Source organism: Thermoplasmata archaeon (assembly GCA_038874435.1).
In the GTDB taxonomy this organism is placed as follows: domain Archaea; phylum Thermoplasmatota; class Thermoplasmata; order Lutacidiplasmatales; family SKW197; genus SKW197.
Genome location: JAVZCK010000017.1, coordinates 18,556 through 41,486, shown reverse-complemented (window position 1 = coordinate 41,486; position 22,931 = coordinate 18,556). Strand labels below are relative to the sequence as shown.

Below are 22,931 nucleotides of genomic sequence, written 5' to 3'. Positions count from 1 at the left end.
GGAGATTGTCATGCATCCCATCCTCCTTCGTTTTTATTCAGGGAATTCTTAGAAATAAATTAAGGTTTAGGAGTTGTGAATAGAACCATGCTGCTTTATATACTAGCACCCCAAATCTTTATGACCCAATGACACAAAGGGCTCATTAACAGAAAATTACTTATTTCCCAAATGTATTGGGCAATCGAGGTGCATGCAGATGACGGAAGACAATGTAATTCGAGTGGCTAACAAGCCAGCGATGAACTATGTGGTAGCGGTTGTTACACAAGCAAACAGTGGCGCCAAAGAAGTGATCATAAAGGCAAGAGGCAACGCAATAAGCAGGGCAGTAGATGTTGTGGAAATAGTGAGGAACAGATTCATCAAGGACATGGTGATAAAAGACATAAAAATAGCAACAGAACAGGTACAGAGAGAGAATGGAAGCACAATGAATGTCTCAGCAATTGAAATCACGCTGGCAAAGAAGTAAATCAGAAACTGCAAACTCAAAGACAGCAACTGGATAGCCAATACCAAATTTTTCTAGGGTCATTGGGTGGCCTTCTCCCAACACACCCATAACTTTATTGTTTCTCATCACTTTTGATCCCCTGCCACTGATGAAGTAGGGAAGCTCAACTGCAGCCAGTGTGTAATCAATCTCAAATTCTGTCAGGAAACTTTCAGCAACTGATTTGATTTCCGAGAAGCTGGCTTTTGAGTGGACTGTGGCAAAGCAGCATTTTTGCTTTTCTTCTGGTTCAAGCACAAGCCCTATTTCAAAGAACTTGAGAGGCAGAGCATGTCGCTGGTTGATGGAAATTGTTCTCAGCATGCCTGGAATAAGAGAATACCTTGCAATAGAATACTCTATGCTCTTTGGATTTTTAGCTCTCACAACTTTTATTTCCTCTGGCTTCAGCCCCATGTTTATGAAAAGTTCTCGTTCACTTCCGAGCACAAAAGAATGGATTTCCTGGGCGCCCATACCTATAAAAAAGTTTCTTACCACTTCCTCGATTTCAGATAGTGGATTTGGTTTTCCAATCGTAAAGGCCTGAGGTAGGCACTCTCTCAAATTATCATACCCATATGCAATTCCGACATCTTCTATTATATCTACATTGTGAATCACATCACAACGGTAGGATGGAACCTCAACCAATAGTTCATTCCCATTTTCTGCCACAATGTATCCCATTTTTTCCAAAAGCGGAGACACTGAAGGAATTTCAATTCCCAGTAGGGAAGCAATTTCCTCCTTCTTTACCACTTTTCGTTTCCAAGTGAAATCTGGGGTGTAGAATTTCTTCTCATCCTGGATTTCTACTGATTTTATTTTTCCACCTCGCATATGCATAGAATAGGTAAGCACATTGAGAGCAAATTTTAGGGTGCGAAGGTCCGTGCCAGTCATATCAATAAACAGATTTCTTGTGTTCTCTGTAACTTCAGTCAAGTTTCCATTGATTATTGGCGGGAAGGAGAGTACATTTCCGTTTTCGTCCAGAATGACTGGGTATTTTTCAGCATCTTCCAGAATCCAGGCATACTCTATTCCTTTCGGATGTTTCTCCAAGATTTCCCTTAAATTCATTACTTCATTGAAACCCAACGGTTCAAATGCGATGCTTTCTGGCTTCAACGCCTTGTATGTGAATGGAGGTGTAACCTTATCAAGATCATGAATTCCGATTGCCAGCTTCTTTCTCTTTCGGCCGATGGTCTCATGAAGCTTCTCTTGAATCTGCATCAGTTCAGCGATGTAGTTGCCATCAATCTCTATGTTTTCAACGACTGCACATACGACAAAAGGCCGCACTGACTTCACAGAATGGTCAACCTGCAAAACTATACCAGAATTCTCCAGCTTTATTTTCTCAGGTTTCTTTCTTCCGAGAAATAGCAAAATTGCATGCATAATTCCTTCTGGCGTGAAAAGGTCCCAGCGATTGGCACCGACCTCAAATACAAGCTTGTCCTCTTCCTGCTTTACCTCTCCACCAAGATGGATTATGCTCTGCTCCACATCCTCCAACGAAAGTCCATGCTTTTCAAACAACTCTTTTGATGCATGTATTACAGGCATTGAAAGGCGAGAGCAAACTATGAATATTAATCTTTCCAATGAAATGGTTGAACATAACTGGCAATTAGAAGTGTTGAACCCACCACAAAACCCATATACACGATGCATTTCTGCGAATTGATCACTATGTATGAAATCCGTTTCCATGGTAGAGGTGGGCAGGGGGCTGTGACCGCAGCAAATGCTCTGGCTGTTGCGGGTGCAATCGAGGGCAAGTATGTCCAGGCATTTCCTGTATTTGGTGTTGAGCGCAGGGGTGCACCTGTTACAGCGTTTGTTCGCATCGACGAGAAAGAAATAGACATTCGCTCGCAGATTTACAATCCAGACATTGTGATTGTACTGGACATGACATTGCTCAGTGTTGTGAATGTGACTGCGGGCTTGAAAAAAGGTGGAATTCTTGTCTTCAACACAAAGAAGAAGCCAGAAGAGTTCAAATATCCTGACTTCAAGGTTGCAACAGTGGATGCTACAGAGATTGCTGTGAGAAATGGCCTTGGCACACAAACGAATCCCATTGTTAATACGGCGATTCTGGGTGCATATGCGAAGGCGGTTGGAAATGTGAAACTTGAATCTATTATTGAGGCAGTAAAGCAAGAATCTCCGGTGAAGAAGGAGGAGAATGCGAAAGCTGTTAGCGAGGCATTTGAAAACACAGTATTGGGGTGGTAAATGTGAAAATCGCAATTGGGGCAACTGTTACTGAAGCTGGGAGTTCTATCAGAAACAAGACAGGCGGCTGGAGAAATATGAGACCTCAAACAGACCTCACAAAATGCAAGCGATGTGGAATCTGCATAATTGTTTGTCCAGATGCGGCGATTTCAATGAAGAGCAAAGAAGAAGGGCCTAAAACTGATTATGACTACTGCAAGGGCTGTGGAATCTGTGCTAATGAATGTCCTTTCAAGGCAATTCAAATGGTTCAGGAGGAGAAGTGAGAGCATGAAGATGGTATTGAGAGGCAACATGGCAACTGCATACGCAGCCAAGCTGGCGAAAGTGGAAGTGATTCCTGCGTATCCTATAACACCGTCAACGCTATTCCCTGAGAAAATCTCCGAGTTTGTGGCGAATGGGGAACTGAAGTGCCAGTTTGTTAAGTGCGAGAGTGAGCACTCGGCAATGAGTGCTTGCATAGGTGCAAGTGCTGCAGGCGCAAGAGTTGCAACTGCCACATCTTCTCAAGGGCTTGCGTTGATGCACGAGGTGCTTTTCATTGCTGCAGGGATGCGATTACCGATTGTGATGGCTGTGGGAAACCGAGCGCTTTCTGCTCCAATCAACATCTGGTGCGACCATCAGGATACGATTGCAGAGCGTGATTCTGGCTGGCTGCAGTTTTATGCTGAGAAAAACCAGGAGACGCTGGATTTGATGCTGATGGCTTTCAAGATTTGTGAGGACCATAGGGTGCTTCTGCCCGCAATGGTGGGAATGGATGCGTTCGTGCTAACGCACACGATGGAATGTGTGGAAATTCCAGAGCAAGAAGAAGTTGACAAATTTTTGCCACCTTACAAGCCAGTTTATAAGATAGATGTAAACAACCCGATGACATTCGGTGCCTTTTCTTCGCCCGACAACTACATGGAGTTCCGTTATGCAACTCAGCTTGCAATTGAGAATTCAGTAAAGGTAATTGATGAGGTGTTTGCTGAGTTTGAGCAAAAATTCGGGAGGAAATACCAGAGAGTCGTGCCCTTCATGGTTGAGGATGCAGAGGTTGTGTTTGTGACGATAGGGTCAATGACTGGCACCGCTAAAGAGGCGGTGAGAAAGTTAAGGAGCGAGGGCAAAAAAGTTGGGTTGATAAAGATAACCGCATACCGCCCGTTCCCAGCAGATTTGCTGAGAAAGTATCTGAGAAAGGCCAGAATTGTTGTTGTATTTGAGCGTAACATCTCGCTTGGCTATGGAGGGGCAGTTTACCCAGAAATTGTGAGTGTGTTTGCGAACACTGGCAAGAGACCGAAAATTTATGACTTTATCATAGGGCTTGGTGGTCGCGACATTGTGGTTGAGGACATAATTAAGGGCTATGAGATGGCTGTGAAAGCGGCTGATGAAGGCAGGGAGGAGTTCATTGAGTGGATTGGTGTGAGAAAAGAGGACATAGAGGTGATAAAATGAACGAGGAAAGTTTGTTTGCTCCAGGGCATACTGCCTGTGCTGGCTGCGGTGCAACAATTGCATTGCGTTTGCTTTTGGCTGCTGCAGGCAAGAATACGATTGTTTGCCAGGCAACTGGCTGCATGGAGGTTGTAAGCACAGGTTATCCCAATACTGCATGGAAAGTGCCCTACATTCATGTGGCATTTGAGAATGCAGCTGCTGTTGCCTCTGGGATCGATGCCGCACTGAAAGCAAAGGGTGAAAGAGAAGGAAAGAACATAATTGCGATTGGTGGAGATGGAGGCACTTACGATATTGGGTTCCAGGCGCTGTCAGGGATGCTGGAGCGTGGGCATGATGTCCTTTATGTGTGCTATGACAATGAGGCATACATGAATACAGGGATTCAGAGGTCTTCTTCTACACCTTACGGTGCTTCAACCACTACTTCGCCACCTGGAAAATTCAGCATTGGTGAGGACACAGTGAAGAAGCCACTCGCTGAAATTGTGGCTGCTCACAGACCAAGCTATGTGGCTACTGCTTCCGTTGGATACTATGCAGATTTCCAGAACAAGGTGAAGAAGGCACTCTCAAAGAAAGGACCGAGTTTCATTCTTGTGTATGCGCCCTGTCCGACTGGTTGGAGAACACCAAGTGAGAAAAGCATAGAAATTGCAAAGCTTGCAGTTGATACCGGCTATCTGATTCTCTGGGAAATGGAAAATGGAGATAGAAACACGCTGAAAGTGACAAAGATGCCACCGAAACCAAGGAAGCCAGTTGTGGAATTCCTGAAGGTGCAGGGACGATTCAGGCACTTGATGAACAAGCCAGAAGAACTCAAGAAAATCCAAGAATTTGTGGATGCAGAGTGCAAGAGGTATGGGGTGGATTAGGGAAAATTGACCCAGTGGTTGACAAGCGAAGCTTTAGGTTGCTTAAAGTGTCTCTATTTTCTCAACCCATTCTTCTTTCAGGATAGCTTCTTGCTTATAGATTTCTAGATTATCTGCATTGAATTCAGCCTTTATGCTGACTTTTATTTTTGACAGGTCAACTAGTTTCCAGCCAACTGTTGTAAATTGCTCGGGTTCAGTTTCTCTGATGATGAATCCCAGGAGTAAATGGAAGCCATCAGATTTTATTTTTTCAATTGTTTTTTCTTTTGTCGAATAATAAAAATCTCGTGGAGAACCTACATCTGGTCTTGTAGTAGCTTTTATGTCCACGAAGATAACTTTGTTTGTCTTGTCTATTATCTTGATGTCCGGATAGCCAACCTGCTTTAAAGATACTATTTCCTTTATCGTTTTGAAATCTTTCGGAGTATTACAAATTTCATATTCAAGAATTCTTCCCACTTCATTTGGTCTAAACGCATTTGCCTTCCTCTTTATCACCTTCCTATAGGTGTCCCTGTTTATAGGCTGGTTGTGGTACCTTAATACGATAGACCTGGCAACAGAGGAAATGTCCTCAATTAAGTCATTATCTCTATCCTTGTCTATGCTAAGCACCTTAAATCCAGTCGATGACTCAACAATTACAGGAAATGAAACACTTTCGAAGGCAGATAGTATCTCTCTTATTACTTTCTGGTATTCCCTAATTTTTTCAATCTCTTCGGACATCATTATCCCTCTTTTTGGAAAATCAATATGTTTTCCTTCTGCATCACATTATAAAGTCCAAAAATAATTTTATCTATATTCTTAACCATTTTGAACCCAATTTTCTCCGCATAATCAAGAAGAAACTCGACAGTTTTTACTTCCTGTCCCATATAGGTTGCATTTCCAATAACAATTGCGGCGTATCTATCAGGTTTCAGTACTCTATGCATTTCCTCCAAGCTTTTTTTCATATCTTCATTGTACAAATCAATCCTCATTTTGCCCTTCCCTCTAACCCCGACAAATTCCTCTCTGATTTCAGAAAGATTATACCCAAGTTCCTTTAAAGCATGGGCGTCGTTGGAAACATAGTCCAGAGCAATTGAATAAGGTGGCGAGGTAACTATACCGTCAATACTATCATCTTTTAATTTTAGTGCTCTTGCATCACCAGTCATAATATTTATGTGACCTACATTTAGGTTTAGTTTCTTAACAATTTCTACAAAGTCCGAAATTGAATGTATCATGGCGTCCAGATTCTTAAGGAATGCATTGCAAAAATCCCGCCCTCGCCTAGCATTGTCGCTTATAGCAACAAGCTTTACCATCCTGTAGAAATTCTTCACCTTATCATCGGGAATTGAACTAATTGCGTCATCGATAGTTTTACCCTCTATGTTGTACAAAGAAGGTTTTAATCTCCTGGTTATTTCATCTTTCCATTCCATAATCTGGGGTAGAACCTCAATGGACTCTGTTTTTACCCTACTCTGAAGGACGCATAGTGGTGAGACATCAATTCCAATGCAATTTATTCCTAAAAGCTGGGCCTCAACAGCAGTGGTCCCACTTCCAATGAATGGGTCAAGGACAGTATCTCCTTTTTCAAGTCCGATAACATTTAAAAGCGCTCTTATCATTTGGGGATGAAACTTTCCCTTGTATGGATAAATCCAGTGTGTAAGATATTGGTTTACTGAGCGGGTTCTATTTCTCTGGACAATCTGAAAATAGTCAGTAGGGGCTTCCCTTACAAACTTGAAGTATGCCAGTCTCTTCCTTAGCTTCTCCTCATCTTCTGTTTCTACAAGTTTAAATTCCCTCAACCCATTAGTCACTTCAAACTTTGTTCCGAGGGATTGTAATTCAAGTTGAGCTAGTGCCAGTTCATAAATAAACTGAACATTATCTAGAAGCACTAACTGATTCTCTTTTGGTATCTTCTCTGTGCTATACGCCCAGAAAGAATTCAAATCTTCCGCTTTTTTGAGCATTTGTTTACCTTTAAGATTTAATGTTTCGTTTGTCATAGTATTTCCTTGACCCTTAACATATAAGCCATTTGATGCAATTGGGGATTTATTGGGTGGCAGTTCCTTCAGACCCCAACAGCGAATCTCTCATGTTACTTCCATTAAGAATGTAATGTATTTAAATTTATTTTTGTTACCTTTTTCTTCTACATGCACTGCCTTCGACTGGCTGCGCTGAAAGTGACAAAGATGCCACCGAAACCAAGGAAGCCAGTCGTGGAATTCCTGAAGGTGCAGGGACGATTCAGGCACCTGATGAACAAGCCAGAAGAACTCAAGAAAATCCAAGATTTTGTGGATGCAGAGTGCAGGAGGTATGGGGTGGAGTAATCAAGACTGGGATTTTGCACGGCGAAGATACTCTCTGCCTTTGTCGGTGATTTCCCAGATGCCACGTTCTGGGTTAGTAAGGAGACCTTGTATTTGCATATTTAGTATTGCCCAACCGGCTCTATCCCACCATCTTTCAATAGGAGTAGACTTAAGGCGATCATAGTCCTCTGGGACTAGTTTATGTTTCATTTTTTCGTATACCCCATTCTTTATCTCAGATTTTTTTCCTCTTCCTCCCATTTCTTCAATTACCTCTAGGACCGGATTCCAATATTCTGACTGTGGTGTACCTATTTTTTTATGGTTCTTTTTAATCATTACTTTCGGTACATCTGTTTTAGACGACAGAGGTATCGATATATCTGTTACATAAATTTGTGTTCTATTTGCTATGTTCGTTAGAAACTCCCGGATAACTTCTTCGACCGGCAGAAACCCAAAGAGTTCCTTTACTTTTTCTGATACCAGTTTTACCAGCTCTGGGTCGGGTTCTTTCAAAAGTTCTTTCCATGCCTCTGGTAGTTTTTCTATACTCCTCTTCCGAATTTGTTGTCTTTCAAGTTCCTCCTCAGCCATCTTTTGTGATTCATTCCTAATCACATTTTCCTTTGCCAGAAATTTGAAGAGTTCTTCTGTGACTCTTTCTTTGTCCTCCTTGAATAAGTTGAAAGTAAGAAATCGCCTCTCCTTTTTGGGCACTCCTGGCTTCATCGGAAGATAAAATCTCCACTCTATTCCGTTTGTTAGAACTGCAAGTGGTACACCCTCCTCCAAAGAATAGTTAAGAATCTGGTCCTCATGCTTATCCAGGTTTTCCACAGGTCTTTTTACTTCCAAAAACACCCAATTTTTATCAGCATGCTGCAATGCATAATCCACAGCCAGAGAGCCCACCTTTTGCTCGCATCTTACTTCTGCGGGGTTTGTTGTGTCCCAACCCAATGCTTGTAAGATTGGTAAAATTATAGTTTGTTTAGTGTTTGCTTCATCCAGATCGAGTATTTTATCTAAAGGCCGCTTTCGTAAGTCGGAAATAATCTGAATTATTCTTTCTCTTATTTTTTCTTCTTCCATAATGGTTACCCTTCCCGAACACAATTACAATAGGGTAATATAATGCGCTAATATAAACATTTCTTACTGGGAAAGAATTTGAGCTATGCATCACCACAACTCCTATTATCCCCTTTTTCTTCCCTCTCATCATGAGCAAGGCAACAGTCATTGTCGGCACGCAGTGGGGAGACGAGGGCAAGGGTAAGATTACGGATGTGCTGGCAGAGAAGGCACACATAGTTGCGAGATACCAGGGAGGAAGCAACGCTGGCCACACGATTGTAGTTGATGATAAGAAATTTGCATTTCATCTCCTGCCTTCAGGAATTCTCAGACCTGATAAAGTCGTGGTCATTGGCAATGGTGTAGTTGTTGACCCTGCCGTGCTTTTCCAGGAACTCGAAAAACTCAGGGCGATGAACATCAAGATGGCAGAGCTGAAGATAAGTGACCGTGCCCATGTGGTAATGCCATATCACAAGCAAATTGATGAACTGGAAGAGAAACTCAAGGGTAAGTTTGGTGCTGGAACAACTAAAAGAGGAATTGGCCCCTGCTATTCGGACAAGGCGGCAAGATTCGGTCTCAGAGTATGCGATTTACTGGATGAGAAAGAATTTGTGGAAAAGCTCAAAGTGGTGCATGATGTGAAAAAGAGGTTATTAGCTACCTACGGCATGGAAATTGTGGATTTTCAGAGCATTGTAAACGAATACATTGAATATGGAAAAAAACTCAGAGAATTTGTTTGCGACACTGCCTACTTCCTCAACGAAGCAATTGATGATGGGAAATCCGTACTTCTGGAGGGTGCTCAGGGCACACACCTGGACATAGACCATGGCATCTATCCCCATGGCACATCCTCCAACACTTTTGCAGGTGGTGCCTGCACAGGCACAGGAATTCCACCATCAAAAATCGGCAGTGTAGTTGGCGTTGTTAAGGCATATACCAGCAGAGTGGGTGCTGGCCCATTTCCCACAGAGCTTCACGATAAACTTGCAGAAACAATCCGAGAAAAAGGCCAAGAATACGGCACAACAACTGGAAGACCGCGAAGAGTCGGCTGGCTGGATCTTGTGATGGTAAAATATTCTGTAATGATAAATGGAATTGATACCCTTGCCATCACAAAAGTGGACACACTTGCTGGACTTGAAAAAATAAAGGTATGTGTTGCCTACAGAATTGATGGGAAAGAGACCCAAAGATTCCCAGCAAGCATGGAAGTTCTTGCGAAAGCAGAACCAGTTTACGAGGAGTTTGATGGGTGGGAAAACCAACGCGATGCCTCCCTTGAAAGATACCTTGAATTCATTGAAAATTACTGCAAAGCCAAAATAGGGTTCGTTTCCTATGGAGAGAGAAGAACAGAAATCTTGTTCAGGTAAATATCACTAAAAAGATTTATATCGCAAAGTGCGTTTTAGTGCATGCACGAAACAGGACGAATTTTACTGGTTTGGGTGATGGTGAGTTGGCTGATTGTACACATTCCTCATGGTGTAGAAGGCACTCCGGAGATGACACAGATAGGAATTACTAACACACTCGGTGAAAGCGAAATTGTAGCTGGTAGTGTGCTGGACATTCAAACTCTGAACCCTTGTGTTGCGGATGATGAACACACCCTCAGAGTTCTCTCTCTGGTATACGATTCTCTTGCCTACATTAACAGAACTACAGAGAACGCAGAACCAGGGCTTGCTGTGTCCTGGGAGTCTACAGACGGGCTCACATGGATAGTGAAATTACGAGAGAATCTAAAATGGCATGATGGAACAAATCTCACCGCAGACGATGTGGTTTTTACATACAACTTTATCTTAAACCCAGATGCACCTTTAAAGACCTCTATATACTTTTCATTTCTGAAATGGAGTAGAATCCCTGGCTCTACAGACAAAAACGAGAGTTACTGGGAGGCCGTGCAGGAGGTGGATGCAACTACTGTTAAATTCGTGCTGAACAAGACCGTCTGGGATTTTGGCATTACTATTCTCTCGCTCCCAATTCTAAAAAAGGACATCTGGAAGAACCACTGGGACGACGCAGCATCTTGGAACCTTGACCATAATTCCACAACAGGTACATCCAAAAGCATTGGCAGTGGTGCCTACAAACTTGTTTCATGGAAACCAGGCATAGAGATTGTTTTATCTCCAAATAGAGAGTATTACAAGAGTGTTAGCGCAGGGATAAAGATAGTGAAATACGCCACCTATGCCTCGCTCATTAATGCTATGAAAAACATGGAGGTAGTCCTTGTTTTCCATCCAGTGCCTTTGGATTATTTGCCTGATTCTACACAAGTTGGTACATTCTCTGCCTTTTCATATAAGGCAAGAGAAATAACATTCCTGGGTTTTAACCTTGAGAAATATTTTGAAGGATATGATGAGGGTTCAGGGTATGAGCAAAGGAGCTCCATAGACGACCCTATTACCTATCCTATAAAAGTTGCTGGTACTGATGCAGGGCTCCAGTTCAGAAATGCAATGGGTTACTTGCTCCCGAACAACAAGATCGAAGAGAAATACCCCAATATCCTTTCGTGGGAAAATTCGTTAGTCCAGAAAGGAACGCAGTACTACAACACAAGCATAAAAACATACACCCAGAACATTGACCAAGCGATAACTTTACTGAACACTGGTAACTACAAAGACATGGATGGAGATGGCTGGAGAGAGGATTACAATGGTAGAAAAATTGGGCATGACGGTACTGTAAAAATTTACATAGATGAAAAGGCCACAACAAACCTCCAGATTGCAATGTGGCTTTGTGCAAATTTGAGAGCTGCAGGGGTGCATGCAGATACTGTGCCAATTCAGGTGCTTAACATAAGGGACTATGACCTCTTCCTCTGTAACATAAAAACAGATGAGAAGTTTGAATACATTTACAAGTTAATCAACAGTAAATATGATTACACGGACGGTATTACCAACGGAGAGAATCTCTGGAGATACAGAAACCCTGATACAGATAACCTTACAAACAGTATGCTATCTAGCCAGGGCTTTGCAAATGCAATAAAGTATGCCCAAGGAATTGTGTCAAACCATCTTCCCCTAATCCCAATCTGCTCCCAGATTCTGTATGATGTTGTAGATGTGAGCAAAGTAATGGTAAAGCCAGTGTTGAATGAGAGCATCCTCGAAAAACACAATCTTATATCAATGTCTCCTTTGAACAGTATTTCATTAGAGGCACAGGCGATTCCCTACAGAATAAACGCGATAAGTGGAAGCCAATGTGAGGTTGTCATCCGTGTCTCCGATACCGTAGGCAACCCTGTAGTAAATGCAGAAGTCCAGGTTAAAATTTCTCCATCCAATGCAATCACACCCGATGCCACATCCAAAACAACAGACAGCAATGGATGTGCCTTCTTTACACTGGGCTTAATAAAAATACTAGATACAGTACAGCTTGTGGAGATTATGTGCTTTCTCCCGAGCCAGAATGTAATGAAAAAGTTCTATCTACTTCTTGAACCTTTTGATCTGGAAATAAACATCCTTTCTGAGCCGTATTTGAAAGGGCTTGAAAACAACACATACACATTTGTATTTGAGATTATGAACTCAGGGGTTCCTGTTAGAGAAGCATTCAGCAGAGTGGTCTATGTCTCTGATACAAGGATTAAACCGTTGATTCCTGAGAATTTGAGCAACGATTCAGGTGTTGCCGCATTTGAATTTTTGATCACTGAAGATTATTTTGAGAATGCGCCAGTTCTAATGACATTTGCAGTGTCTCTTGTTGGTGGCAATGAGAAGGCATACTTAGCAACACTGGTTGTCACAACCGCTGGCTCTCAAGAGGTGACAATAACTGCATCATGTTCTGGTATTGACTGGAAAACAGGAGATGGGCAGATAAATGCTAAGGTAACTTATGAAGGCAATCCCATAGGTGCAATGACTGTGAAATGTGGAATAATGGAACTTGAGGGCATTTTTGAAATAGAGAATCCCCAGCAAATCACAAACAGTCAAGGAGAAGTAATATTCAATGCCACACTTAATCAGATGCCAATGAACTCAAGGGTCTTTGACTATTACATTGTGGTGTGCACCGCAGATTACCATGGTGTGATGTTTTCGAGAAGTATACTTCAGCTTCCAGATGCAATAAATATAATTGCCCAGCCGACTTCAGTAAATATTAAGGGAGAAAGTGGGAACATTGTTTCTATCAGTTTGAAGGTAGATGCTGAGGGTACATCCGTCCCGAATGCATGGGTGTTTGGCTGGAAAAATAGAGCTGACGGAAAGCTCGCTCTTCTGTGTCTTCCATCCCAGACAAATGCAAGTGGTGAGGCAGGCATCCAAATCAAGATAATTGGGGACTACACCGATAATGCCGTACTCGAATTGACATTTAGAGCGTTATTCTGGGGACGAGAAACAGGATGCACGGTGAGCGTGAGCATTGCAAAGGCATCAATCCCTGTTGTGTCACTTTCAATTTCAGAGACGGAGATAGAAGGCGTAGCTGGAAACTCAGTACCTGTGAGTGTGCATGTTGCTAAGGAAGGACTCCCAGTATCTAACGTAAATGTCACACTCTCGTTAAGCAGCAAGACGAATTTAGATGTTGTACCTGTCTCTGCTGTCACAGATGCTAGTGGAAACGCAGAATTTGAAATCACAGTAACTGCCAATTTCACGAAGGATGCAAATATAACAGTAATAGCAAAGGCAATTGTGGGTCTGAGCCAGTACTCTAGTAGTCCCGCTTATCTTCAAATTTATCCAGCTGGAACTAGTGCAGAATACACTGTAACCCTTGGTATTTCTGACAGTGAACTTGTAGGGAAGCAGGGTGCAGCAGCATTACTTACTGGCAATCTGAAAAAGAGTGGGGTACCTGTATCTGGTGTGAACTTTACAATAGAGGTAACTGGAACCTCAGATATCTACATCGAGCCCGACATTTACACTACTGATGCAAATGGAAATGCATATTTCACCCTCACTGTAACAAAAAACATTGATAAGGATGTAGAAGTCATACTCAAGGGTAAGGTTACTGTAAATGGTAAGGATTACTTTTCACAGCCAGTTACATTGAAAATTAAGGCATATGAAGAGAAGAAAACACCAGGATTTGACTTTACAATTGCGGTGCTTGCTCTGGTCTTAATTGGGGGCTTCACATTCATGAGAAAAAAAGATTATATAGGTAAACGATTTAAGGCATAACAATCGGAGGCAATGAATATGGCTGAAAAACCACATCTAAACCTCGTATTCATTGGTCATGTAGACCATGGGAAGTCGACAACAGTGGGCAGGCTACTGCTTGACACGGGATACATCAGGCAAGAGGAAATCGAGAAGTACAGAGAGGAAGCAGAGAAGAAAGGCAAGGCAACATTTGAATTTGCCTGGGTCATGGATCGGTTAAAGGAAGAGCGAGAAAGAGGAGTTACAATTGATATTGCACATCGGAGATTTGATACTGATAAGTACTACTTCACAATCATTGATGCACCAGGTCACAGGGACTTCGTGAAAAACATGATTACAGGGACAAGCCAGGCAGATGCAGCTGTGCTTGTAGTGAGTGCTGCAGAAGGAGTACAAGAGCAGACGAAAGAACACATCTATCTTGCTAGAACCCTCGGTGTACCCCAGATGATTGTGGCAGTGAACAAGATGGACAGACAGGAAGTGAACTACAGCGAGGCAAGGTACAATGAGATTAAAGAAGAAGTCACAAAGTACCTGAAGAGTGTTGGTTTCAAGATGGAAAAAGTCCAGTTTGTTCCGATAAGCGCTTATAAGGACGATAATATAACCAAACTCTCTCCAAATATGCCATGGTACAAGGGCAATACATTTATCCAGTGTTTGAATAACCTTGAAGTTCCACCAAAGCTCAAGGACAAACCGCTAAGGCTACCTGTACAAGACGTTTACTCAATCACAGGAATAGGGACAGTACCAGTGGGCAGAGTAGAAACAGGAGTAATGAAACCAGGCGACAAGGTTATATTCATGCCTGCAAAGGTCTCTGGCGAAGTAAAGTCCATTGAAATGCATCACGAATCCATACCACAGGCGGAACCAGGTGACAATGTAGGCTTCAATGTGAGAGGCATAAACAAGAACGATGTAAAGCGTGGAGATGTAGTTGGACACGAGAAGGATCCACCCACAGTAGTGAAGAGCTTCACAGCCCAGATAATGGTGTTGAACCACCCAACAGTGATTACCGCGGGATATACACCTGTGTTCCACTGCCATACTGCACAGGTTGCATGTACAATCACAGAAATCCAGAAACTGCTCGACCCAAGGACTGGCCAGCCAATCATGGATAAGGAAGGACAGGTAGAGGGCGGAAAAGTAAACTTCATAAAGACAGGTGATGGCGCCATCGTCAAAGTGAAACCCACAAAGCCGATGGTCATCGAGCGGGCAAAGGACTTCCCACCACTTGGCAGGTTTGCGGTCAGAGACATGGGCCAGACCGTAGCTGCTGGTGTGGTGATCGACCTCGAAAAAGCATAAACTCTTTTACCTTTTCCTTATTTTGGAGTGATCAGATGACCCAGAAGGCTAGGATTGCATTGAGTGGCTGCGATGCTGAAAAAGTGGATAGCGTTTGCTTGAAAATCAAGGAAATTGCGCAGAGGACCGGTGTTGCAATCAAAGGGCCAATACCTTTGCCCACAAAACGACTGGTTGTGCCTGTGCGAAAGGGTCCAGATGGCAGAGGCACAAGCACAATTGATAGATGGGAAATGCGTGTCCACAAGCGTCTCATAGACCTTGACGCAGATGAGAGAGCACTGCGTTTGCTCATGCGTCTCCCAGTGCCAGATGGAGTCCACATTGAGATTGTGTTGAAATCAGAGGCATAAAAATGCCTGCAAAAGTTGATTTGGACCTTTGTGTGGGCTGTGGGAGCTGTGAGGAGAGTTGCCCTGAGGGTGCGATTACACTTAATTCTCATGCGAAGATTGATGCAGGCAGATGCGTCGAATGTGGCACATGTGTAGAGGCATGTCCACAGGGAGCTATTTCAATTATTTGAGGTGAGAAATGGAAAGTGTTTATGTGTTGATTGAGACGGACTCAGGTGCACTTGAAAATGTAGTTGCGGAACTGCGAAAGAGGGCAGGTGTAAAAGAGGTAAATGCAATTACTGGCCCCTTTGATGTGATAGTGAAAATCGAAACAGAACACATAACAGAAGCACTGCAAACCATTGTCCATGACATCAGAAAAATCAAAGGCGTAAAGAGCACTGAAACGCTTGTCTGCATAAAATTATAGATGTATTTGCTTGTTCTCTACCTTCTGCTCTTTGTTTCTCTCGGTTGTTTTGGTGTCGGTTGCTTCTCAAAAAAGAAGCTGAGATACAAAGCAAGGATTGCGGGATATATTATTTTTGGTCTTTACTGGCTCTTCTATACACCTCATTACTTCTACATCCACGACTATCTACCAATGTTTCTCTCAGGAACCGCAATTCTGGGTTTTGGCTTTCTCGCCTACAATGAATACATTTCGTTCCGCATGGAAGAGAAAAATGAAAGCATGGAGTTCTTAGCGAAACTGATTTTCGGTGCGGGAGTGGCATATTATGTGATTGATTGCATCCCTGGTATCAGTGCAATTCTAATTCAGATCGTCACAGAGCAGAGTGTCTGGTTCGCAAATGCACTGTTCATGAATGGAGTCACAACAGGAGGATTAAATTATCTCGGCAACTCCCAGTTCATTCGTAGCAATTTTGAGGAAATTTACATGGAAGTGGTTTGGAACGGCAAGAATGTAGTGAACATTGTTCTTGCTTGCACTGGAATTCAGGCGATCGTTGTGGATGTGTTTGCGGTGCTTGCCACCTCCTCAAGCTTGAAAAGAAAATGCATGTGCATTGGAATCACAATTCCAGTAATCTACTTCGTGAACGCAATTAGAAATGCAATTGTGATTTACTGCACCGCAACAAATTATTCTTGGTTTTCTGGTGTCACTGGCTTTGAGTTCGCTCATAATTTTGTCGGCAAAGTCATAAGTTTTTCTACCCTTTTCATTCTTACCCTTTTAATGTTTAAAATTCTGCCCGATTTTTACGAGAAAATCATAGGAATTGTAGAGCTTTTCAAGCGTGTGAAAAACTACAGAAACAGAAACTCTGGCTCTCACAAAACCATTACCTTTTAATACTCCTTCTTTATCCCTTCTTTCGCATGGTTGAGCAATTGTTGAAGGCAGATACCAGATGCTTCTCAGATGAGCGAGAAGGAGAGATAGAATGCAGGGGTTGTAGAGCCAGAATAAAAATTCTTCCCTATGATGTAAGAGAGGGTTTCTGCTATGACTGTCTCGACCACTGGAAACCAAATACTGACCTCTTTACTATACCTATAAAGCCCAAGTATAATTCCAAACTTGATGATTTCTGTTAGTTTCTTTCACACCAGAACCAAGAATGTATGCATCGCTTCTCAAATCCAAGCTTTTTGGCTAAATTTTTTGAAGGTTCATTGTCAGTCCAAATATGGATTCCTACTATTCTCCCAGTTCTGAAAATTTCCTCGGCAAGGCAGGTACTCACGCTCTCAGCCAGACCTCTGCCTCTGAAGTCCTCAAGCACATGGAGAAAGCCCATTATTCCAATTCTCGTTGTGAGATTGTGGATACCTACCCAAGCCACAAGCTTTTTCTTATCGTAAATTCCAAACGCAGGATAACGCTCAATTCTGCTCCTAATGTATCTCTTATCGCCTCCCCAGAATTTTGCGATTGTGCCCGCTGCATCTTTTTTCAGCTGCACACATTCATGTCTCTTTCTCCCTCTAAAATCTTCTCTTGTTACAGTATAGAAAAATGAATCTCTACGTTTTAACCATGGAAAATTTCTTTCAATAATTCCAACATAATCCTCGTTCACTGCAGCAAAAAAAAGGTTTTTTCTGCGTTTTATAATTCTAAGCGCACTTTCAAAAGTTTCGGGATTCCCAAATGGATAAATTTCGTCTTTGTCAACAAGAAAACCTCCATCCATTGCGTTCCCCATCACAACTATACAGCCCGCTAGAAGCATGTACTCTCCATAAAAATTCTCAATTTTCTGGAAGTGCGATTTCAGGTCCATGAAAACAAAAATGTGAAAAAATATTTAACACTAATTCTTCAGGTATGAGCATACCAGGCACCTATCTTCGCTTCAAACCCATTCTTTTTACAGAGCTTTCACAACTTTCTTTCTACGAATGTGCCTGTCCTCTCTTCTTTCACTTTTACAACCATTTTAGCCAATTAAGATACAAAGGGAAATCACTTAAAATTAGACAGCCTCTGTGTTAGGTAAATATTAAATACTTTGATGCAATATGCTATGCATGCCATTATTAAATTTGAAAACAAAGGTAGATGATATTCTTCTCAGACGAGACAAAGAAGATGGACTTCATTAAAAATAAGGTGGGAACAACAAGATTTCACTCACTTCTTGATGGAAAGGCCGTGGGTATTCCAGCAACCATCAACCGGGCCGAACTCAATGGTCGCAAGTTAGCGATTGTGGGCTTTAATGGTGTCTGGGAATATGAAGATGCGGGTTGGAGTGGTGAAAAGGCGTTCTTCCAGCAATGCCTCAATCTCTGTGAGAATGTATTCAGGGTCCATCTTATGCGAATCCCAGGTGTTACTGTGAAGCCGCTGAATGAGACCATTGCCGACCCAGTTTATGCAAAGATAGCACCTCCTAACGTCCTGGACAAACTCTGCATGGGCTACTTCAAGTACAGTTCAGTATTGAGTGCAAACGGATTGAAAATCATTCACCCAGGTGCACGGGCTACCTATGGACCCTGGTTAGAAGAAATGAGAGCACTTGCCCAATCTCTTAATTGTTGACTATGTAATTAACTCTCAGCTCGGCATTACAATAGTGGGAAAAGGCGTAGTCAGAAAAAAAATAAAACCTTATATGAAAGTGGATGTGGAAATGTATTCTGCACATGCCCCGAAATGTGTATGGAGTGCTGAAATCCCGAAGAGAAAACCTCCGGCCATAGACACAGTTATGTCCTCATTGTCCAGTGTTGTGAAGGATTATGGGATTGAGGTTCCTGCAGAGGTAGATTTAGTCAGGGTTTCTAGCATGAGCATCTTTAAGGAATTAGGTTTTGGCGGTTTGGTGGAATATAAAGCAAACTTTGGAGAACTGGGGATCGAAGCTCCAATAATCTATGAGAAACTAGCAGATGCTATTGCAACAAAACTGAAAATGGATATGGGAATATAGCTTTTCTTCCCAAATACTCTTTTTTGTGCATTCTAGAAATTATCTGCCCTTCCACCCATACCCATAGACCACTGGTACAAGCAAAAACGCAAATCCTTGATTCACTGCCTTCTTTGCTTCAACTAACATTTCCTTAGGCACATCAGCAAATTTAGCTTCAAAATCATAGCATCTCCCGATTTCCTCGGGTGTGAACATGCCCTGCAATGCATCCAGTTTCACCTCAAGCCCACGGTTTCTGCAGAGTTCCCTCAACTTTCTCCCGATGAAAGGGTCTGCCCCTCCTTCCTTCAGTTTCACAACCACTTTTTCCCAGATGCCTTCACATGGATAGTCCACCCTGCCACCATAGTCGGGCTCTGAAAGAATCCCCACATAGCCAGATGGTTTTAAAACCCTGACAATTTCTGAAAAAACCTTATCTGGCTCTTTTACCCAGAGCAAAAAATTTGCAAAATAAATTCCATCAAAAAATTCATCAGGAAGCTCAAGAGCATGGGCATCCATCTCCTGAAACTCCACATTTCTCGCCTTTACACGCTTTTTTGCAATCTCAAGAAATGCATTGTTTATATCTATGGCTGTAACTTTTGCCTCTGTTCTTTCTGCAATTTCCTGCGTGATTACACCTGTGCCGCAACCAAGTTCAAGCACATTCTTGGCGTTGAAGAGGTCTGTATGCCTGTAAACAAACTTTCTGGCTTCTTTTCCCCAGCTTGCCTGGTAAATAAAAAATTCATCCCATTCCTCAGCTCTCACACCGCACCACCAGTGGGACTCTGACAAACTGTGCCTGTCTCCATGAGATAGAGCGGACAGCCCGCACCACAGATATTGAAATCTGCACATTTTTTGCACTTCTCTGGTGCATACGCCCTTTCCCTGATTTTCTTGCAAAGCTCTGCATTCCAAATCTTCTCCCATGGGTCTTTGAGGATGTTGCCCACACTCTCGTAATAGCTCTGACATGGGATAACTTCGCCATCCGGCTCTATGCACATGTTGCTCTTTGCAGCGGAGCACTGCTTCGCACCCACTCCATAATTTACTGGGTTAAAGTTACAATACTGAGTTGGAGTGTACCAGATGAAACGCATTCCAAGAGCTAAAGCTGTCATCTTTGCTTTCATAACTGGCTCTATCAATTCCTTTTCATCAAGCCCGAGTTCGCATTCTCTGCCTCTCCCAGAATAAATCAGGCCATTGCAGGCAATGTTTTTTACCCCCAAACTATGCAAAAATTTCACAGTTTGCTCAATTATATCCTTGTTCAATTTTGTGATTGTGGTGTTTGTGAGCACATACAGCTTTGTGTCCAGCGCATTTTTCAAGCCCTGAATTGTTTCCTCAAATGCGTTCGCTTGAACCATTTTGTTGTGAATCTCCTTATCTGCGGATTCAACGGTAATTTGCACATGGTCGAGGCCAGCATCCACAAGTTTCCGCAGGTAGTTCCTGTCCGCAAGCTTTCTCCCATTTGTGTTCAGCCCTGTAACAATGCCATGTTTTTCAGCTCTTTCTATGAGTTTTTCAAGCCCATCGTAAAGGGTTGGCTCGCCACCTGTAAAAACAATGTGGGGCACACCAATCTTGTGAAGTTTATCAATCACCTTGAGCCAGTCCTCCAACTTCATTTCCTTTTTTTCTCGTTCACCCACATAGCAGTGTAGGCATTTATCGTTGCACCTGTATGTTAGAGCCAGGTCCATTCTGTAGGGTGCTGAAACTGGGGTTGTAAATGGCTCCACAACCTCCACATCAAGATATGAGATTGGGCAGATGTCAGGATTTTTGACCAGATTCGTGATGAGTTCCCGCATCCTTTTCTCATCCGCACTTGCCTGTTTCTTTCCAACTCTGTATCTTGCCCTTACCTCCTTTACCACCTCTTCACTGCTTTTCCCAGAAAGAATTGCAAGTGCGTACTCTGCAGCAGTGGCATTCAGATGGAGAATTCTGGCTGCGTTGATGATGAGGACTGCCTTTCCACCTGGCTCTATCCTAATGTGAAATCTCGCACCCTCAAACTCTCCCTTGCCAAGAAAGTGATGCATTCCTGGTGGCAATGGCTTTTTTTTCCCGAATACCCTTTTCAGAAACGCACTCACCATTATCTTCCACCTCCAGCACAAGCACAAGCACAGCCCGCACAGGCACATGCACAGGCGCAGCCACCACCTCCGAAACCTCCAGTTCTCGTTCCGCCTCCAGTGGATACAGGCGCAGGATTCGTAACTGCAGAAACACTCTGGGTAAAGCCAGTCACATTTCTGACAAACTGATTCGCAGAGTTCTGAATGCCAGAAACAATCTGGTTTGCGAATTCAGAGCCAGGTAGCATTGGAAGGGAAGGGGGTGTACCTGCTGATGAGGGTGCACGGGTGGGTGCTGAGGGATGGATATAAACAACTCGTGGGTAGAAGAAGGGATACCAGTAGGGTGTTCTGTAGTGGCCAGTCCCATAGTTCTTTTTCAATTCTCTGTCGAAGCTATCGTCCATGTACATCCAATCAAAGTTATCCTCAAGGATTTTAAGCTTAGCATCATCCATCTGGGCTGCCTTTACCTGCTCCCATGCTCTCTTTATTATTTGCCTGTAGTAATCTGCGGTTTCCTTCCTTGAAAAGCCCCGAAGTTTGGTTTCAACATCCTTTATTAACTGAACTGTTGCACTTTTCAGAATTTCCTCGTCTAGCGTTCCATCTGGCTTTATTGCGGCTCGGAAACCAACTTCATATGGGTGTAGGTCATTGTAATCTGTGCGTAAAACCCTGAGCACAAGTGGATTGCGACTCTCAACAGATATCACTCCTTTTTTGTACATGCCAAAGAACACCATGTTCACAATTTTGTTAAGTGGGACCTTGAGTAGCACAGCTGCCTCCGGTGCAGTCAAACCATACTTTATGCCCATTCCCTCCACACCCACACTGGGCGGTAAATACTCCATCTTGCTCTTCCAAGAGGTGTAGAATGCAATGCCCACCACTATGAGAATGAAGATGCCTGGGCCGCAGGTGCAGCAGTAATAGGGGATGTAGAATACAAAGTCATTCAGAAAATTATCCCAGAAACTAGGTTGTTCTGGCTCAAACACATTTGTAACTGCACTTCTTGGGAAAGAAACACCATACTTATGCTCATAATTCCCACTTGAATTCCAGGTAAACTTTATTTTCCCATCTTCAAATCGCATCCAATCAGGGGTTTGATGATGCCATTTTGTTGAATTCGGGTCTGTCACTGCTGGCGGAAAAATTATAGTGGTCTGGAGAAATGCCATGTCTCTGCAAAAATCACCCCACCATGTGGGATAGAACTCCACGCTCGCATAACTCGAGTTTTCAGTATCTGGATAAACCATTCTGGTTACCTTGCATTTTGTGTATATCTGGAGATAGGGTAAGGTTTGATACTGGCCTGGAATTGGAATTTCATAACCGCAGGAAATGGCGGAAGATTTTTTTATACCAGATAATTGCACAGGTGCAAAGGAGCCAGTGTAGAGGGTTGCGGAAACAGTGCTCAAGTCATAGTACTTGTTTGGCATTCCTATGTCCACATAATCAATTGTAGCATAATTTTGGAATGTGATTAAATAGGTTATCCAAGCAGAGCCATCCGTCTGAATTTCGCAAGTAGCAATCTCCTCTTCAACTAGAAAGTCATATTTTGTTGTAGGCGTGGGTTTTTCCTGGGCACCAGACACTGGAATTGCCAGTGTAATAAGAACGATGAGAAGCAGAAGACAAGCTCTCACCATTTCGGCTCCTCCTCAAGCATGTAGGTAGTTCCACAATACTCACAGGAGATAAGGACGCCGCCAGAGACAACCTTGATGCTCTTCTGGCTCAAGTCAGCACCACAACTTCTGCATTTCAAGCGCTCAAGATTCATGTTGCCATGCAAATCTAGCTTCTGTGAGATTTCTACCTTCTGCGTGGGCTTTGGCTCAGTGAGCTTTATTGCAACTATTATGACTAGGGCAATTCCAATCATGATAATGCCAGTGAGCAATGTCATCCATGGATTTTCATTTGCAGGTGCAGCCCAAATCCAGAGAATACCAAAGAAGAGCAGAATGCCAGCCACGATGTAGCCAATCAACTTTCCCGCTTGCATGATGGATAA

The 22,931-nt window shown here is 42.9% G+C and carries 25 protein-coding genes; 16 read left to right on the top strand and 9 right to left on the bottom strand.

The window, feature by feature from the left end:
- Positions 1-199: 199 nt before the first annotated feature.
- Positions 200-475 (top strand): DNA-binding protein Alba, encoded by a 276-nt coding sequence (gene albA / locus QXD64_07065; GenBank protein MEM3397070.1) that lies wholly within the window; start codon positions 200-202, stop codon positions 473-475.
- Here the strand turns inward: albA and pheT are convergent.
- A complete protein-coding gene (gene pheT, locus QXD64_07060) occupies positions 443-2,074 on the bottom strand; it encodes a phenylalanine--tRNA ligase subunit beta (protein MEM3397069.1) in 1,632 nt (543 codons plus the stop codon). The two genes, albA and pheT, sit on opposite strands and share 33 nt — an antisense overlap.
- Positions 2,075-2,200: 126 nt before the next feature.
- Here pheT and QXD64_07055 point away from each other — a divergent pair, with 126 nt between their 5' ends.
- From QXD64_07055 to porB, 4 genes are read left to right on the top strand one after another with little or no spacing between them, the layout of a single operon-like run.
- Complete coding sequence (locus QXD64_07055) at positions 2,201-2,752, top strand: 2-oxoacid:acceptor oxidoreductase family protein (protein MEM3397068.1); 552 nt, start codon at positions 2,201-2,203, stop codon at positions 2,750-2,752.
- 2 nt (positions 2,753-2,754) lie between these two features.
- Positions 2,755-3,021: a 4Fe-4S binding protein gene (locus QXD64_07050; GenBank protein ID MEM3397067.1), complete on the top strand. Its 267-nt coding sequence runs from the start codon at positions 2,755-2,757 to the stop codon at positions 3,019-3,021.
- A gap of 4 nt (positions 3,022-3,025) precedes the next feature.
- The gene (porA, locus tag QXD64_07045; GenBank protein MEM3397066.1) at positions 3,026-4,213 is read left to right on the top strand and encodes a pyruvate synthase subunit PorA; all 1,188 of its coding nucleotides are present in this window, start codon (positions 3,026-3,028) and stop codon (positions 4,211-4,213) included.
- A complete protein-coding gene (gene porB, locus QXD64_07040; GenBank protein ID MEM3397065.1) occupies positions 4,210-5,094 on the top strand; it encodes a pyruvate synthase subunit PorB in 885 nt (294 codons plus the stop codon). The genes porA and porB overlap by 4 nt, the downstream gene beginning before the upstream one ends.
- Positions 5,095-5,136: 42 nt before the next feature.
- Here the strand turns inward: porB and QXD64_07035 are convergent, their stop codons facing one another.
- Both QXD64_07035 and QXD64_07030 read right to left on the bottom strand, forming a co-directional pair.
- A complete protein-coding gene (locus tag QXD64_07035) occupies positions 5,137-5,829 on the bottom strand; it encodes a hypothetical protein (protein MEM3397064.1) in 693 nt (230 codons plus the stop codon).
- Between the two features lie 2 nt (positions 5,830-5,831).
- Positions 5,832-7,124: a DNA methyltransferase gene (locus tag QXD64_07030; GenBank protein MEM3397063.1), complete on the bottom strand. Its 1,293-nt coding sequence runs from the start codon at positions 7,122-7,124 to the stop codon at positions 5,832-5,834.
- 153 nt (positions 7,125-7,277) lie between these two features.
- Here QXD64_07030 and QXD64_07025 point away from each other — a divergent pair, with 153 nt between their 5' ends.
- Positions 7,278-7,457 carry a hypothetical protein gene (locus QXD64_07025; protein MEM3397062.1) on the top strand — a complete coding sequence of 60 codons (180 nt, stop codon included), beginning with the start codon at positions 7,278-7,280 and terminating at the stop codon, positions 7,455-7,457.
- Here QXD64_07025 and QXD64_07020 read toward each other — a convergent pair whose 3' ends face one another.
- Positions 7,458-8,534: a winged helix-turn-helix domain-containing protein gene (locus QXD64_07020; protein MEM3397061.1), complete on the bottom strand. Its 1,077-nt coding sequence runs from the start codon at positions 8,532-8,534 to the stop codon at positions 7,458-7,460.
- Positions 8,535-8,665: 131 nt separating this feature from the next.
- On the opposite strand from QXD64_07020, the gene QXD64_07015 reads away from it, so the two are divergent.
- From QXD64_07015 to QXD64_06980, 8 genes are read left to right on the top strand one after another with little or no spacing between them, the layout of a single operon-like run.
- Complete coding sequence (locus tag QXD64_07015; GenBank protein MEM3397060.1) at positions 8,666-9,910, top strand: adenylosuccinate synthase; 1,245 nt, start codon at positions 8,666-8,668, stop codon at positions 9,908-9,910.
- 42 nt (positions 9,911-9,952) lie between these two features.
- The gene (locus QXD64_07010; GenBank protein ID MEM3397059.1) at positions 9,953-13,735 is read left to right on the top strand and encodes an ABC transporter substrate-binding protein; all 3,783 of its coding nucleotides are present in this window, start codon (positions 9,953-9,955) and stop codon (positions 13,733-13,735) included.
- Positions 13,736-13,753: 18 nt separating this feature from the next.
- Positions 13,754-15,049 carry a translation elongation factor EF-1 subunit alpha gene (tuf, locus tag QXD64_07005; protein MEM3397058.1) on the top strand — a complete coding sequence of 432 codons (1,296 nt, stop codon included), beginning with the start codon at positions 13,754-13,756 and terminating at the stop codon, positions 15,047-15,049.
- 35 nt (positions 15,050-15,084) lie between these two features.
- Positions 15,085-15,402: a 30S ribosomal protein S10 gene (gene rpsJ / locus QXD64_07000; GenBank protein MEM3397057.1), complete on the top strand. Its 318-nt coding sequence runs from the start codon at positions 15,085-15,087 to the stop codon at positions 15,400-15,402.
- Positions 15,403-15,404: 2 nt separating this feature from the next.
- Positions 15,405-15,575, top strand: a complete 171-nt coding sequence (locus QXD64_06995; GenBank protein MEM3397056.1) for a 4Fe-4S binding protein — start codon at positions 15,405-15,407, stop codon at positions 15,573-15,575.
- An 8-nt stretch (positions 15,576-15,583) separates the two neighbouring features.
- A complete protein-coding gene (locus tag QXD64_06990) occupies positions 15,584-15,817 on the top strand; it encodes an Lrp/AsnC ligand binding domain-containing protein (GenBank protein ID MEM3397055.1) in 234 nt (77 codons plus the stop codon).
- Entirely contained in the window at positions 15,818-16,711 is an 894-nt protein-coding gene (artA, locus tag QXD64_06985; protein MEM3397054.1) for an archaeosortase A, read from the top strand.
- Positions 16,712-16,737: 26 nt separating this feature from the next.
- Positions 16,738-16,956 (top strand): hypothetical protein, encoded by a 219-nt coding sequence (locus QXD64_06980; protein MEM3397053.1) that lies wholly within the window; start codon positions 16,738-16,740, stop codon positions 16,954-16,956.
- Here the strand turns inward: QXD64_06980 and QXD64_06975 are convergent.
- Positions 16,953-17,645, bottom strand: coding sequence for a GNAT family N-acetyltransferase (locus QXD64_06975; GenBank protein ID MEM3397052.1), 693 nt, complete (start codon positions 17,643-17,645; stop codon positions 16,953-16,955). The two genes, QXD64_06980 and QXD64_06975, sit on opposite strands and share 4 nt — an antisense overlap.
- A 278-nt stretch (positions 17,646-17,923) precedes the next feature.
- Here QXD64_06975 and QXD64_06970 point away from each other — a divergent pair, with 278 nt between their 5' ends.
- Positions 17,924-18,409, top strand: a complete 486-nt coding sequence (locus tag QXD64_06970; protein ID MEM3397051.1) for a hypothetical protein — start codon at positions 17,924-17,926, stop codon at positions 18,407-18,409.
- A complete protein-coding gene (locus QXD64_06965; GenBank protein MEM3397050.1) occupies positions 18,387-18,800 on the top strand; it encodes a hypothetical protein in 414 nt (137 codons plus the stop codon). The genes QXD64_06970 and QXD64_06965 overlap by 23 nt, the downstream gene beginning before the upstream one ends.
- 39 nt (positions 18,801-18,839) lie before the next feature.
- Here QXD64_06965 and QXD64_06960 read toward each other — a convergent pair whose 3' ends face one another.
- Genes QXD64_06960 through QXD64_06945 form a run of 4 tightly spaced genes read right to left on the bottom strand, consistent with a single transcriptional unit; the run spans position 18,840 to position 22,922 of the window.
- Positions 18,840-19,559: a methyltransferase domain-containing protein gene (locus QXD64_06960; GenBank protein MEM3397049.1), complete on the bottom strand. Its 720-nt coding sequence runs from the start codon at positions 19,557-19,559 to the stop codon at positions 18,840-18,842.
- Positions 19,556-20,911, bottom strand: a complete 1,356-nt coding sequence (locus tag QXD64_06955) for a radical SAM protein (GenBank protein MEM3397048.1) — start codon at positions 20,909-20,911, stop codon at positions 19,556-19,558. Before QXD64_06955 ends, QXD64_06960 begins: the two co-directional genes overlap by 4 nt.
- Positions 20,911-22,563, bottom strand: coding sequence for a hypothetical protein (locus QXD64_06950; protein MEM3397047.1), 1,653 nt, complete (start codon positions 22,561-22,563; stop codon positions 20,911-20,913). The genes QXD64_06955 and QXD64_06950 overlap by 1 nt, the downstream gene beginning before the upstream one ends.
- A complete protein-coding gene (locus tag QXD64_06945) occupies positions 22,557-22,922 on the bottom strand; it encodes a hypothetical protein (protein ID MEM3397046.1) in 366 nt (121 codons plus the stop codon). Before QXD64_06945 ends, QXD64_06950 begins: the two co-directional genes overlap by 7 nt.
- Between the last annotated feature and the right edge of the window lie 9 nt (positions 22,923-22,931).

Excerpts from the sequence above, each read along its gene's own strand:
- albA (MEM3397070.1), top strand. The coding sequence starts at position 200 with ATGACGGAAGACAATGTAATTCGAGTGGCTAACAAGCCAGCGATGAAC.
- pheT (MEM3397069.1), bottom strand. The coding sequence starts at position 2,074 with ATGCCTGTAATACATGCATCAAAAGAGTTGTTTGAAAAGCATGGACTT.
- QXD64_07055 (MEM3397068.1), top strand. The coding sequence starts at position 2,201 with ATGTATGAAATCCGTTTCCATGGTAGAGGTGGGCAGGGGGCTGTGACC.
- porA (MEM3397066.1), top strand. The coding sequence starts at position 3,026 with ATGAAGATGGTATTGAGAGGCAACATGGCAACTGCATACGCAGCCAAG.
- porB (MEM3397065.1), top strand. The coding sequence starts at position 4,210 with ATGAACGAGGAAAGTTTGTTTGCTCCAGGGCATACTGCCTGTGCTGGC.
- QXD64_07035 (MEM3397064.1), bottom strand. The coding sequence starts at position 5,829 with ATGTCCGAAGAGATTGAAAAAATTAGGGAATACCAGAAAGTAATAAGA.
- QXD64_07030 (MEM3397063.1), bottom strand. The coding sequence starts at position 7,124 with ATGACAAACGAAACATTAAATCTTAAAGGTAAACAAATGCTCAAAAAA.
- QXD64_07025 (MEM3397062.1), top strand. The coding sequence starts at position 7,278 with ATGCACTGCCTTCGACTGGCTGCGCTGAAAGTGACAAAGATGCCACCG.
- QXD64_07020 (MEM3397061.1), bottom strand. The coding sequence starts at position 8,534 with ATGGAAGAAGAAAAAATAAGAGAAAGAATAATTCAGATTATTTCCGAC.
- QXD64_07015 (MEM3397060.1), top strand. The coding sequence starts at position 8,666 with ATGAGCAAGGCAACAGTCATTGTCGGCACGCAGTGGGGAGACGAGGGC.
- QXD64_07010 (MEM3397059.1), top strand. The coding sequence starts at position 9,953 with ATGCACGAAACAGGACGAATTTTACTGGTTTGGGTGATGGTGAGTTGG.
- tuf (MEM3397058.1), top strand. The coding sequence starts at position 13,754 with ATGGCTGAAAAACCACATCTAAACCTCGTATTCATTGGTCATGTAGAC.
- rpsJ (MEM3397057.1), top strand. The coding sequence starts at position 15,085 with ATGACCCAGAAGGCTAGGATTGCATTGAGTGGCTGCGATGCTGAAAAA.
- QXD64_06995 (MEM3397056.1), top strand. The coding sequence starts at position 15,405 with ATGCCTGCAAAAGTTGATTTGGACCTTTGTGTGGGCTGTGGGAGCTGT.
- QXD64_06990 (MEM3397055.1), top strand. The coding sequence starts at position 15,584 with ATGGAAAGTGTTTATGTGTTGATTGAGACGGACTCAGGTGCACTTGAA.
- artA (MEM3397054.1), top strand. The coding sequence starts at position 15,818 with ATGTATTTGCTTGTTCTCTACCTTCTGCTCTTTGTTTCTCTCGGTTGT.
- QXD64_06980 (MEM3397053.1), top strand. The coding sequence starts at position 16,738 with ATGGTTGAGCAATTGTTGAAGGCAGATACCAGATGCTTCTCAGATGAG.
- QXD64_06975 (MEM3397052.1), bottom strand. The coding sequence starts at position 17,645 with ATGGACCTGAAATCGCACTTCCAGAAAATTGAGAATTTTTATGGAGAG.
- QXD64_06970 (MEM3397051.1), top strand. The coding sequence starts at position 17,924 with ATGATATTCTTCTCAGACGAGACAAAGAAGATGGACTTCATTAAAAAT.
- QXD64_06955 (MEM3397048.1), bottom strand. The coding sequence starts at position 20,911 with ATGGTGAGTGCGTTTCTGAAAAGGGTATTCGGGAAAAAAAAGCCATTG.
- QXD64_06950 (MEM3397047.1), bottom strand. The coding sequence starts at position 22,563 with ATGGTGAGAGCTTGTCTTCTGCTTCTCATCGTTCTTATTACACTGGCA.
- QXD64_06945 (MEM3397046.1), bottom strand. The coding sequence starts at position 22,922 with ATGCAAGCGGGAAAGTTGATTGGCTACATCGTGGCTGGCATTCTGCTC.